Here is a 12,834-nt window from a genome sequence, read left to right on the forward strand (position 1 = left end):
GGGCCGGGGCGCCGGTGCCCCCGTCCTGCGTCGCGTCGTGCGGTCAGCCGCCGTAGCGCAGCGAGACGGTGTCGCCGAGGTGGACGGTCGCGGCCCGGGCGGCCGGGGTGGCGGTGGCGCCGTCCAGGCTGAGCTTCCAGGTGGAGGAGCCGGCGTTGGCCGTGCCGTTGAGCGCGGTGACGGTGCCGCCGCCGGTGGACGGGGTGACGGAGGTGACGCAGCCGCCCGGGGTCGCGGTGGCGGCCGCGTCGAGGACGTCGCCGAGGGTCGTGGTGGTGCCGGTCGGGGTGAGGGTGACGGCGCAGACCCTGAGCGCGCCGGTGCCGTCGTCGACGACCAGCGGGAGCCGGGCGGCGGTGCCGGCGGTGAAGTCGGTGGTGGCGGCCCAGGCGGGCTCGCCCGCGGTGGTCGGGGCGGGCGGGGTGGCGGTGAACCCGGCACCGGCGACGGCGCGCAGGCCGTCGACGGAGGCGTAGGCGGACGGGCTGGTGTCGGTGGGAAGGTACTTGAAGCCGCCGCCGGGCTTGAACTGCTGGGAGATCAGGAAGTCGACCGGGGTCTTGCCGGTGCCGCTGGTGAAGTCGGTGCCCTGGGGGTTGATGCCGCAGGCGTTGAGGCCGGACACGGCCCAGCCGTTGGAGTCGGTGTTCACCCCGAACATGGCGTTGAAGGCGCCGGAGGAGGCGAGTTTGCCCTTGAGGAAGTTCTTGGCGGCGACGACCGCGGAATCGGTGTTGGGCACTCCGGCGGTGCAGAGGGAGGCCATGGCGGCACCCGTCATGTCGATGTCGCCACCCTGGGCGAGTGCCGTCGGGTCGCCCGCGGCCTTGCTGTAGTTCCAGCCGCCGTCGTTGTGCTGGTTGGCGCGCACGGCCGTGACGGAGGCGTCGAGCAGCGGCTGCGGGGCGCGCTGGGCGCCGGCCTGGGTCCTGGCGCCGGCGAGGGCGAGCAGGCCGAAGACGGTGCCGTTGAAGTTGGCGGACGGGCCGTAGTAGCCGGGTTCGGCGGTCTGCCAGTAGGCGGTGAGGTCGGCGAGGAGGTTGCGGCCGGGGCCGACGCGGGCGGGGTCGATGCCGGCCGCGTAGGCGTTGAGGACGGCGCGCTCGTAGTCCGTGGCCACGGGCGAGGTGCCGGGCCAGCCGGGGGCGGCGAGCTGGTTGCGGTAGACGAGGCGGGCGTTCCTGCCGGTGTCCCCGCCGGGGGTCACGTCGGCGGCGGCCGTTCCGGCGGCGGCGAGCGCGCTGAACGCCCACTCGTTGGAGAGTCCGCCGCCGGTGACGTAGCTGCCGTCGGCGGCCTGGAGGGACTTCAGGTACGTGACGCCGGTGCTCTTGGAGGTGGCTATCTGGGCCGGGGTGGCCGTCGCGTGGGCGGGGACGGCGGAGAGCAGCAGGGCTCCGGCCGTCAGCGCGACGGTGGTCGCCGAGGCGGCGCGGGACGGGGTGGGGAGGGGCACGGGACAGGCTCCTTGGGGTGGCGGGCGCCGACCCTGCCCCGGGACTCCCACGTCCGCTCGGGGCGCGCGACTGCCGGAGCGGTCGCCGCCCGGATCGCGTGGGCCGGCATTCGCCGTGGTGCGTGGCCGGGCGGGCATTCGGGCTCGGGACGGCACGGTCACCGCCCCACACCGCTGCGCGTCAGCCCCGGGTTCGCACCGGGTTCCCCCGCTCGGCCACCGCGGACGCTACCGCACAGGTCCGTCGCCCGACGAGGTGATGTGATCGACCTGACGCCCCGTTGACTCTCCGTCGGTCAGCGTGGTCTGATGAACCGATTTTTTGCCCTCGGCATTCAGGGGAAGCCGGTCCAACTCCGGCGCTGACCCGCAACCGTGGACCCACCTGAGGGTGGGTGAGCCGGAATGCCTGGACCGGGGGTCTGTTCACAGAGCACTTGCGTCGTCGCGGACTACGACGCGGTTTCGACGGCCCCCGTGCCCGCGGGCGACCGTCGGCTGCGCCGTCGCCTCGCGTGTCGACCGACCAGGGAGTCGTCGTGAGGGTCAGCAGCAATCGCACACGTCACAGAAACCGGGACCTCGCCTCGCTGGTGGTCGCCGGCACCGTCGCCGTCGCCGCCTGCGGCACGGTCCTGCTCGGGTACCCGGGTACCGCCTCGGCCGACCCGATCGAGCAGTGCACGGCGACGACGGGCGCGATCGTCGCCGTCGACTTCACCCACTGGGGCGGCGGCGTCGTCCGGGGCTGCGACGCCCACCCCACGACGGGCATGAACCTGCTGCACAACGCCGGCTTCACCACGACCGGCACCGAGCACGACGGACCGGCCTTCATCTGCCGGCTCGGGACCGGGACCTTCAACGGCGGCGCCCAGTACCCGACACCGGCCGAGGAGCCGTGCGTCAACACCCCGCAGGCCACCGCGTACTGGTCGTACTGGATCGCCGAACCCGGCCAACAGACCTGGTCCTACAGCCGGTTCGGGGCCGGCACGCAGAAGCCCGAGCCCGGCGAGGTCGAGGCCTGGGTCTACGGCGGTACGGACATCGGTGGCACCAGCGGGGCGCCGAACTTCACCCCGGACTCCGTCCGCGCCAGGAACGGCGGCCCCTCGCCCTCCGCCTCCCCTTCGGCAACCCCGACCACGAGCCCGAGCCCCACCGGATCCCCCTCCGCCACGGGCGACCCGGCGGCCGCCGCGGCCTGGCTGGCCGGCCAACTCGTCGGCGGCGACCACATGGAGAACTGGGCCGCCCCGGGGCCCGACTACCCCCGGACCGCCCTCACCGCCATCGCGCTCGCGGCGGCGGGGACGCAGGACCCGGCGCTGCGCAAGGTGGTCGCCTTCCTCGACGCCCACACCGACGCGTTCCTGCACCCCGACGGGCCGACCGGCGCGCCGGACACCAGGGCCGCCGTCCTGCTGGCCCTCGTCGCCGAGAGCACCGGCCGCGACCCGCGCGCCTTCGGCGGCCACGACCTGGTCGCCGCGCTCACCGACCACGTCTGCACGGGGGCGGGGGAGAACGGCAGGTGCACCGCCGCCGGGGACTTCCTCGGCGCGTCCTCGCCCTGGGTCCAGTCCCTCGGCGTCATCGCCCTCCAGCGCGCCGGCGTGACGCCGCCCGCCCCGGCCCTCGCCCGGTTCGCGGCCTTCCAGTGCGCCGACGGCGGCATGGCCGGTTCGATGATCGTCGCGGGTGACCACTGCGAGTCCGACCCGTCCGCCACCGCGATCGCCGCCCTCGCCCTGCGGACCGCCCCCGGCTACGAAGCGGCCGCCAGGAAGGCCGCCGACCAGCTCGCGGCGAGCCAGCAGCCCGACGGCTCCCTCCTCCCGTACCCCGGCGCCCCCGGCGACACCACCAGCACCGCGATCGCCGCCCAGGTCTTCCGGGCCACCGGCCAGGACGCCCACCGGGCCGCCGCCACCGCCTGGCTCGCCGCCCGCCAGGGCAAGGACGGCGGCCTCGGCCCCGACGAGTCGACCACCGACCCGGACGCCGTCGCCACCGAGCAGGCCCTCCTGGCCCTCACCGGTACCGACCTCACCACCGTCCGGCACAACCCGGACGGCCCCACCACCACGCCGACCCCGCCCGCGGGGAGGAAACCCGACGCGGCCAGGGGGAGCGCCTACCTCACCGACCCGGCCCGGCTGATCGACGGCCACTACTACGAGGGCTTCCCGGCCTTCGCCGACTTCGGCCTGACCATCGACGGGGCCTACGCCCTCGCCGCGACCGGCACCGACGACGCCGCGCTGCGCCGGATCGTCGACTTCCTCGACCAGCAGGGCAAGGACGCGAGCGAGCGCACCGTCAACGACTGGACCGCGATCGGCACCGAGTACGCCGGCGGCGGGTCCATCGGCAAGGAGGCGCTGCTCGCCCAGGCCGTCGGCCGCAACCCGCGGGACTTCGGCGGCCACGACCTGATCGCCGCCCTCGCCGCGCTGGTGTGCGCCAAGGCCGACGCGACCACCGGCTGCGCCGCCCCGGGCAACTACGCCTACGCCACCTCCGTCTTCTCCCAGGCGCTCGCCGTCATGGCCCAGCTCCGGGCCGGGGAGTCCACCAGCGCCGCCCCCGCGATCGCCTACCTGAAGGGCCTCCAGCACCCGGACGGCTCCTGGCCGAGCCTGATCCCCGCCACCGGCGACTCCGACGTGGACAGCACGGCGATGGCCGTCATGGCCCTCGCCCTCGTCCCCGGGGACGAGGCCGCCCGGGCGGTCGACCAGGGGCTCGGCTGGCTCGCCGCGCGGCAGCTGCCCGACGGCGGCTTCCCCGGCGCGTCCGGCGACTCCACCAACTCGGCCGCGCTGGCCGTCCAGGGCATGACGCTGCGCCAGGCCGCCTACGGTGGACAGATCGCCAAGGCGCTCGACTTCCTCGCCGGGCAGCAGAACGGCGACGGCGGGTTCAACGTCGCGGCGGCCGGGCAGCGGGGGTCGGACGTCCGCGCGTCCACACAGGTGCTGGGCGGTGCCACCGGCATCTCCTTCGGGACGCTGTCCCGCGACCTCGCGGGCACGCCGACGCCTACTCCCACCGGGACGCCGACAGGTACCCCGACGGGGACGTCCTCCCCGACGGGTTCGCCCACCACGACCGGGCCGGCCCCGGCCACCGACGCCCCGTCGTCCGGCGGTGTCGCCGAGGCCGGGGGCGTACCGGTGCGGACCGGTTCAGGCGGCCTGGCCAGTACCGGAAGCCAGGCACTGGCGCTGACGGCGGGAGCCGGCGCGCTGACCGCGCTCGGCGCCGGGGCCGTCCTCGTCGCCCGTCGCCGCACCGCGGCCGCCCCGGGGCGTCACCGGTGAGCCGGGGACTCGGCACGCGCCTCGCCCGGCTGTCCGGGGCGGCGTCGCTGACCTTCGCCCTCGCCTTCGGCGGCGTCGCCGCGGGCACCACCCCGGCCGCCGCGACCCCGTTGCCGATCGAGCAGTGCACCACCACCTCCGGTGCCGTACTCGCCGTGGACTTCGGCAAGTGGGGCGGCCCGCTGCTGCGCTCCTGCGGGACCACGCCCACCACCGGGTTCACCCTGCTCAACCAGGGCGGTTGGAAGACCACCGGCACCGGCCACGACGGCCCGGCCTTCATCTGCCGGATCGGCTACAGCGGCTTCCAGGGCGGCAAGCAGTACCCGACGCCGGAGCAGGAGAAGTGCGTCCTGACGCCCCCGGCCACCGCGTACTGGTCGTACTGGCACGCCGATCCGGGCCAGAACGAGTGGTCCTACAGCCAGCTCGGCGCGATGCTCTACAAGCCGAAGCCCGGCAGCGTCGACCTGTGGATCTTCGGCGGCACCAACGTCGAGGGCACCGAAGGCCGTCCGACGATCTCGCCGGACAGTGTCCGGGCCCACAACTCCAGCCCGGGCGGGCAGCCGGCCGACCCGGGCCAGGGCACGACGGGTGGTTCCGGCGGAGCGGCGGGCGGATCCGGTACGACGGGCGGCAGCGGCTCCGGTGCGACCGGCGGCTCCGGGTCAACCGGGGGCACTGGCTCAACCGGCGGCCGGGCCCCGGCCCCCGCCGCGCCTCAGCCCGGCGGAGCCCGTCCGCCCGCGTCCGCCGCGACCCCGGGGACGGACCCCGCCATCCCCGAGGACGGCAGCACCCCGCCGGGTGCGCCCGACCCCACGCCGGTGCCGGCCGAGCCGTCCACCGCCCCGCCGACCGACGCCCCGAGCGACCAGTCGACACCGCAGACGGCCGCGGCCGAGGCCGGGCCCACGTCCGCGGCAGCCGTGCCCGGCGGGGTGGTGGACGCCAACCCGGTGGCCGACGCACCGCACGACTCCGGGTCGATGGTCCCCGCCGTGCTCGGCTCGGTCCTCGTCGTGGCGCTGGGCGTGGCCACGGTGGTGGCCGCCCGGCGCCGCCGCCGACGGGCCGAGTGATCCGGTGGGCACGCTCGACAAGCGCGAGTCCGGCTCCCCGCAGCGCGCCCCCGGGCGGGCCGCGGGGGGCCGGCGCATCCCGCGCAACCTCCACCCGCTGGCCTGGTGGGCCTGGGCGCTGGCCCTGGCGACGGCGGCCAGCCGCACCACCAACCCGCTGCTGCTCCTGCTCGTCCTCGCCGTGCTCGGCTTCGTGGTCACCGCCCGCCGCAGCGAGGCGCCGTGGGCGCGCGGGTTCGCCTACTACCTGTGGCTGGCCCTGACGGTGGTGGCGATCCGGATGGTCTTCCGGTGCGTCTTCGCCACCGGTGTCACCCCGCACGACCACCTGCTCTTCTCCCTGCCGCACATCCCGACCCCCGCCTGGTACGCGGGCATCGAGATCGGCGGCCCGGTCTCGCTGGAGGCCACGCTCTCGGCGGCCTTCGACGGGCTGCGGCTGGCCTGTCTGATCTGCTGCATCGGCGCCGCGAACACCCTGGCGAACCCCAAGCGGGCGCTGCGGGTGCTGCCGGGGGCCCTGTACGAGCTTGGCGTCGCCGTGACGGTGTCGCTCAGCGTCGCGCCCCAGCTGGTGCAGAGCGTCCAACGCGTCGCCCGGGCACGGCGGTTGCGTGCCGGGCGGCGCAAGGGCGTCCGCGCCCTGCGCAGCATCGTGGTGCCGGTCCTGGAGGACGCGCTGGAGCGTTCGCTCAGCCTCGCGGCCGCGATGGACTCGCGCGGCTACGGGCGTTCCGGCACCGCCTCGCGCCGCTCCCGCCGGCTGACCGGCGCGCTGATGCTGCTCGGCATGTGCGGCCTGTGCGCCGGGGTGTACGGGCTGCTGGACGGGACGGCCCCGGCCGCGCTCGGCCTGCCCGCCTTCCTCGCGGGCGCCGTGCTCTGCGTGGCGGGCCTGCTGCTCGGCGGGCGGCGGGTGCGGCGCACCACCTACCGGCCGGACCGCTGGCGGGCCGCCGAGTGGGGCGTGGCCGGCTGCGGGGTGACCGCCGCCGTGCTGCTGTTCGCCACCGTCGGTTACGACGCCACCGACCTCAACCCCTCGCTGTACCCGCTGACTTGGCCGACTCTGCCGCTCGTCCCGGTGCTCGCCCTGCTGCTGGCGGGGGCGGCCGGGATCGTCTCGCCGCCGCCCGGCCGGACGCCCGGACCCGCCGCCGGGCCGGGGCCGCGCCCGGCCGCACGTCCCGACGCCGCCCCCATCGACCGCACCGACCGCACGACCTCCGAGGTGAGCACGTGATCCGATTCGACCGGGTCGGCGTGGTGTACGACGGCGAGAGCACGCCCGTCCTGCGCGACGTCGACCTGCACATCCCGGAGGGCGAGCTCTGCCTGGTGGTCGGCCGCACCGGCGTCGGCAAGTCGACCCTGCTCGGCGCCGTCAACGGACTGGTGCCGCACTTCACCGGCGGCACCCTGCGCGGCCGGGTCACCGTGGACGGCCGCGACACCGCCCACCACCCGCCGCGCGAACTCGCCGACGTGGTCGGCGTGGTCGGGCAGGACCCGCTGGCCGGCTTCACCACCGACACGGTGGAGGAGGAACTGGCGTACGTCATGGAGCAGTTGGCGATCCCGCCGGAGACCATGCGCAAGCGCGTCGAGGAGACCCTGGACCTGCTCGGCCTGGCCGACCTGCGCCACCGGGCCCTGTACGAGCTCTCCGGCGGCCAGCAGCAGCGCGTCGCCATCGGCTCGGTGCTCACCGCGCACCCGCGCGTCCTGGTGCTGGACGAGCCGACCTCCGCGCTCGACCCGACCGCCGCCGAGGAGGTGCTGGCCGCGATCACCCGGCTGGTCCACGACCTCGGCGTGACCGTCCTGTTGGCCGAGCACCGCCTGGAGCGGGTCGTCCAGTATGCCGACCGGGTCGCCTACCTGCCCGGCGACGGGACGGTCGTGCACGGCCCCCCGGCCGAGGTCTTCCGGGACACCGCGATCGCGCCGCCCGTCGTCGACCTCGGCCGACTGGCCGGCTGGCGGCCGCTGCCGCTGTCCGTCCGGGACGCCCGCCGGGCCGCCGCGCCGCTGCGGGAGAGGCTCACGGACCTGCCGGTTCCCCCGCCGCGCCGGGCAGCGGTGGCGGGGGAACCGGTGCTGGAGGCGACGGGGGTCGTCGTCCGGTACGGGCCGGTGGCCGCCGTCCGGGACGTCCGGCTGGAGCTGCGGGCGGGCGAGGTCACGGCGCTGATGGGCCGCAACGGGTCCGGCAAGTCCTCGCTCCTGTGGGCCCTCCAGGGCTCCGGGCCCCGCCAGGGCGGCAGCGTGAAGGTCACCGGCGCCGGGGGCGGCCCGGCCGCGGACCCCAAGCGGCTGCCCGCGGCCCGGGCCCGGCAGCTGGTCGGGCTCGTCCCGCAGACCCCCACCGACCTGCTGTACCTGGAGACGGTCGCCCAGGAACTCGCCCAGAGCGACCTCGAAGCCGACGGCGCCGGCGGGCCGACCGCACGGCAGGTCCTCGACCGCCTGGCCCCTGGGATCCCGGACGGCACCCACCCCCGGGAGCTCTCCGAGGGGCAGAAGCTGGCCCTCGTCCTGGCGATCCAACTCGCCGCCGCACCACGGGTCGTGCTGCTGGACGAACCCACCCGGGGGCTCGACTACCAGGCGAAGGAGGCGCTCACCGGCATCGTGGACGCCCTCGCCGCCGAAGGCCGTACGGTCGTCGTCTCCACCCACGACGTCGAGTTCGTCGCCTCCGCCGCCGACCGCGTCGTGGTGATGGCCGAGGGCGAGATCGTCGCCGACGGGCCCACCGCCGAGGTCATCGTCGCCTCGCCCACCTTCGCCCCGCAGACCGCCAAGATCCTCGCCCCGCTCGGCTACCTGACGGTGCGACAGGTCGCGGCGGCCGTGGAAGCGGTGGAGGCCGCCCGGTGACCGCCGTCCGGATCCCCGGCCGGGCCCGTGTCGTCGTCGCCCTGGCCGCTTTCATCGGGCTGGTGGCCTTCACCTGGCCGTTCGTGGTCGCGCCCGGGCGGTTCGGCTCCAACTACGCGCCGCCGCTGATCTTCGGTGCCCTGCTGGTCCTGGTGCTCGCCGTCGTCATCGCGGAGATCTCCGCGGGCGGCATCGACGCCAAGGCCCTCGCCATGCTCGGCGTCCTGTCCGCCGTCAACGCCGGACTCCGCCCGCTCGGCGCCGGGACCGCCGGAGTGGAGACGGTCTTCTTCATCCTGGTGCTGGCCGGCCGGGTCTTCGGCCCCGGCTTCGGCTTCACCCTCGGCTGCACCTCGCTGTTCGCCTCCGCGCTGCTCACCGGCGGCGTCGGCCCCTGGATGCCGTACCAGATGTTCGGCTGCGCCTTCGTCGGCATGCTCGCCGGGCTGCTGCCGGGGGCCGGGCGGCGCTGGGAGGTGCCGCTGCTGGCCGGGTACGGGGCGTTCTCCGGCTACCTCTTCGGCTTCCTGCTGAACCTCTCCTTCTGGCCGTTCTCCACCGACCCGAACAGCTCGATCGCCTACCTGCCGGGCCTGCCCTTCACCGAGCAGTGGCACCGCTACCTGCTGTTCGACCTGGCCACCTCGCTCGGCTGGGACACCGGCCGCGCCGTCACCACCTTCACCGCCGTGCTCGTCGTCGGGCCGGCCGTCCTCACCGTCTTCCGCCGCGCGGCCCGCCGCGCCAACTTCGAGCCCACGGTGCGCTTCGAGGCCCCGCCCGGCCCGCACGCCCCAGCCGGCCAGGACGCCACGCCCGGCCCGGACACCACGGTGGGGCCGCCGCCCGTCGCGCGGCCCACCGGCCCGGCGCACCCCTGAACCGAAAGGCCGACCATCGTGCCCAAGCCCGCGAAGCACCGGACGATGACGCTGGACGGGGTCGACGTCGTCGTCCTGACCCCGGAACAGCACGCCGCACTGGAATCCGCCCGCCGCCAGCTGGGCGGAGCGCAGGCGCAGGTCGCCAGGATGAGGTCAGACCTCCAGCGGGGACGGCAGCTGCTGGTCGAAGCTGAACGGATACTGGCGGGCATCCCGGCCGACCAGCTCGCGCGACTGGACGGCCGACTGGGTCCGGGACGCGGCCTGACCGGACTGCTCGCGGACATCCGCGCCGCCCTGCCGCGCACGCCGGACACCCCGACGCGGACCTGACCACCGGCCCCGCGAGCCGTGGTGGCGTTCCACCATGCGGACGGGTTCCGAGATTCCCGCGCCGGGCCCGGTGTTTTGCCCCTAAGCTGACGGTGCAGCTGGTTCGCCCTGTCCGCCAGGCAGGGCGTCGCAAGAGGGAACCCGGTGACGCCTTTCGACTGGCCAGTCCGGGACTGCCCCGCAGCGGTGAGTGGGAACGACCGCCGTCATACGCACTGGACCCGGGACGGGTCTGGGAAGCGACGGCCAGTAGGTGTCCGCCCTTCACGGGACGGACGCGCCCGCGAGTCCGAAGACCTGCCACTGCCCGCCCGCGGACGACCCGCGCGCGGCTATCCGGTGACCTCGTGGGCGGGTCGGCGACCATACCAGGCGGACCAGGCCCGTACGTTCCCGTGACGGCCGCCGCCGGGTACGTCATCCCTTCGCGCCTTCGTGCCGTCTCCGGGTACCTGAGGAGAACAGACTCGCGAAGGAGAGTCCCTTGACCACGAAGTCCGCAGCCGCGGCGAGCGTCGCCACCGCGTACGGCTACCCCCGCCAGGGCCGGGGCCGGGAGCTCAAGAAGGCCATCGAGGGCTACTGGAAGGGCTCGGTCACCGCCGAGGTGCTGCTGGCCACCGCCGCCGACCTGCGCCGGGGGAACTGGCAGCAGCTCGCCGACTCCGGCGTCGAAGAGGTCCCGACCGGTGACTTCTCGTTCTACGACCACGTGCTGGACACCACCGTCGCCGTCGGCGCGATCCCGCCCCGGCACCGGGCCGCCGTCGAAGCCGACCCGCTGGACGGGTACTTCGCCATGGCGCGCGGCAACCAGGACGTCGCCCCGCTGGAGATGACCAAGTGGTTCGACACCAACTACCACTACCTGGTCCCTGAGTTGGGGCCGGACACGGTGTTCACGGCGAACCCGGCCAAGGCGGTGGGCGAACTGCGCGAGGCGCTGCTGCTCGGCCACGCGGCCCGGCCGGTGCTGGTCGGGCCGGTCACCTACCTGCTGCTCGCCAAGCCGGCGCCCGGGGTGGCCGCCGACTTCCAGCCGATCACCCTGCTGGACCGGCTGCTGCCCGTCTACGCGGAGCTGCTGGCCGGGTTGCGCGCCGCCGGCGCCGACTGGGTGCAACTGGACGAGCCCGCACTGGTCCAGGACCGCACCCCGGCCGAGCTCAACGCCGCCGCCCGCGCCTACCGCGAGCTGGGCGCCCTCACCGACCGGCCCAAGCTGCTGGTCGCCAGCTACTTCGACCGGCTCGGCGACGCCCTGCCGGTCCTGGCGAAGGCCCCGATCGAGGGTCTGGCACTGGACTTCACCGGCCCGGCCGCGGCCAACCTGGAGGACCTCGCCGCCGCCGGCGGCCTGCCCGGCAAGCGGCTGGTGGCGGGGGTGATCGACGGGCGCAACATCTGGATCAACGACCTGGAGAAATCCCTCACGACCCTGGCGACCCTGCTGGGCCTCGCCGACACCGTCGACGTCGCGCCGTCCTGCTCCCTGCTGCACGTGCCGATCGACGCCACCCTCGAACGCGACATCGACCCGCAGATCGCCCGCTGGCTGGCCTTCGCCAAGCAGAAGGCCACCGAGGCGGCGCTGCTCGCCCGCGGCCTGCGCGAGGGCACCGGCGCGATCGCCGCCGACCTCGCCGCCAACCGGGCAGACCTGGCCTCCCGCGCGGGCTCGCCGATCACCCGCGACCCGGCGGTGCGCGCCCGGATCGCCGCCGTCACCGACGCGGACGCCCGCCGCGCCCAGGCCTACCCGCAGCGGGCCGAGGCCCAGCGCGCCCGGCTCGGCCTGCCGCTGCTGCCGACCACCACCATCGGCTCCTTCCCGCAGACCACCGAACTGCGCGTCGCCCGGGCCGACCTGACGGCCGGTCGGATCGACGGCGCCACGTACCGGGAGCGGATGGAGGCCGAGGTCCGCGAGGTCATCGCGTACCAGGAGAAGGCCGGCCTGGACGTCCTGGTGCACGGCGAGCCCGAGCGCAACGACATGGTCCAGTACTTCGCCGAGCAGCTCACCGGCTACCTGGCCACCCGGCACGGCTGGGTGCAGTCCTACGGCACCCGGTACGTGCGCCCGCCGGTCCTCGCCGGGGACATCTCCCGGCCGCACCCGATGACCGTCGACTGGTTCCGCTACGCGCAGGGCCTGACCGACCGTCCGGTCAAGGGCATGCTCACCGGCCCGGTCACCATGCTCGCCTGGTCCTTCGTCCGCGACGACCAGCCGCTCGCCGACACCGCCCGCCAGGTCGCCCTCGCCCTGCGCGACGAGGTCGTCGACCTCGAGGCCGGGGGCGCCGCAGTCGTCCAGGTCGACGAGCCGGCCCTGCGCGAGACCCTCCCGCTGCGGGCCGCCGCCCGCCCGGCGTACCTGGACTGGGCCACCGAGGCCTTCCGCCTCGCCACCTCCGGCGTCCGCGCCGACACCCAGATCCACACCCACATGTGCTACGCCGAGTTCGGCGCCATCATGACGGCGATCGACGACCTCGACGCCGACGTCATCTCCCTGGAGGCGACCCGCTCCCACATGGAGGTCGCCGGCGAGCTGGCCGAGGCGGGCTACCCGCGCGAGGTCGGCCCCGGCGTCTGGGACATCCACTCCCCGCGCGTCCCCAGCACCGAGGAGGCCGTCTCCCTGCTGCGCGCGGGCCTGGCCGCGATCCCGGCGGAGCGGCTCTGGGTCAACCCCGACTGCGGGCTGAAGACCCGCGGTTGGACGGAGACCCGGGCCTCGCTGGAGAGCCTGGTCGGCGCCGCCCGCCTGCTGCGCGAGGAACTCGCCGGCTGACCCAACCGGGTGGGGACTCCTCCGCCGGTTCGGTACGCCCGCCACGGCATGCGGGCCGCGTCGC

At 75.3% G+C, this 12,834-nt stretch carries 8 protein-coding genes and 3 riboswitches; of the genes, 7 read left to right on the forward strand and 1 reads right to left on the reverse strand.

The window, feature by feature from the left end; translation table 11 throughout:
• Nucleotides 1-43: 43 nt before the first annotated feature.
• Nucleotides 44-1,456, reverse strand: a complete 1,413-nt coding sequence (locus ACFU7Z_RS24605) for a hypothetical protein (RefSeq protein WP_380779663.1) — start codon at nt 1,454-1,456, stop codon at nt 44-46.
• A 132-nt stretch (nt 1,457-1,588) separates the two neighbouring features.
• Nucleotides 1,589-1,665: riboswitch (cobalamin riboswitch) on the reverse strand.
• 78 nt (nt 1,666-1,743) lie between these two features.
• Nucleotides 1,744-1,888, forward strand: a riboswitch (cobalamin riboswitch).
• Nucleotides 1,889-1,995: 107 nt separating this feature from the next.
• Here ACFU7Z_RS24605 and ACFU7Z_RS24610 point away from each other — a divergent pair.
• From ACFU7Z_RS24610 to metE, 7 genes are all read left to right on the forward strand, one after another.
• Nucleotides 1,996-4,785, forward strand: coding sequence for a prenyltransferase/squalene oxidase repeat-containing protein (locus ACFU7Z_RS24610; protein WP_380779665.1), 2,790 nt, complete (start codon nt 1,996-1,998; stop codon nt 4,783-4,785).
• Nucleotides 4,782-5,870 carry a hypothetical protein gene (locus ACFU7Z_RS24615; protein ID WP_380779667.1) on the forward strand — a complete coding sequence of 363 codons (1,089 nt, stop codon included), beginning with the start codon at nt 4,782-4,784 and terminating at the stop codon, nt 5,868-5,870. The genes ACFU7Z_RS24610 and ACFU7Z_RS24615 overlap by 4 nt, the downstream gene beginning before the upstream one ends.
• Before the next feature lie 4 nt (nt 5,871-5,874).
• Nucleotides 5,875-7,113: a CbiQ family ECF transporter T component gene (locus ACFU7Z_RS24620; RefSeq protein WP_380779669.1), complete on the forward strand. Its 1,239-nt coding sequence runs from the start codon at nt 5,875-5,877 to the stop codon at nt 7,111-7,113.
• Entirely contained in the window at nt 7,110-8,753 is a 1,644-nt protein-coding gene (locus ACFU7Z_RS24625) for an ABC transporter ATP-binding protein (protein ID WP_380779671.1), read from the forward strand. The genes ACFU7Z_RS24620 and ACFU7Z_RS24625 overlap by 4 nt, the downstream gene beginning before the upstream one ends.
• The gene (locus ACFU7Z_RS24630; protein ID WP_380779673.1) at nt 8,750-9,634 is read left to right on the forward strand and encodes an ECF transporter S component; all 885 of its coding nucleotides are present in this window, start codon (nt 8,750-8,752) and stop codon (nt 9,632-9,634) included. Before ACFU7Z_RS24625 ends, ACFU7Z_RS24630 begins: the two co-directional genes overlap by 4 nt.
• Before the next feature lie 18 nt (nt 9,635-9,652).
• Complete coding sequence (locus ACFU7Z_RS24635) at nt 9,653-9,970, forward strand: hypothetical protein (protein WP_380737929.1); 318 nt, start codon at nt 9,653-9,655, stop codon at nt 9,968-9,970.
• Nucleotides 9,971-10,052: 82 nt separating this feature from the next.
• Nucleotides 10,053-10,290: riboswitch (cobalamin riboswitch) on the forward strand.
• Between the two features lie 164 nt (nt 10,291-10,454).
• The gene (gene metE / locus ACFU7Z_RS24640; protein ID WP_380779675.1) at nt 10,455-12,770 is read left to right on the forward strand and encodes a 5-methyltetrahydropteroyltriglutamate--homocysteine S-methyltransferase; all 2,316 of its coding nucleotides are present in this window, start codon (nt 10,455-10,457) and stop codon (nt 12,768-12,770) included.
• The last annotated feature ends 64 nt before the right edge of the window (nt 12,771-12,834 follow it).

Origin of the sequence: Kitasatospora sp. NPDC057518 (assembly GCF_042802075.1) — a bacterium.
Classification (GTDB): Bacteria; Actinomycetota; Actinomycetes; order Streptomycetales; family Streptomycetaceae; genus Kitasatospora.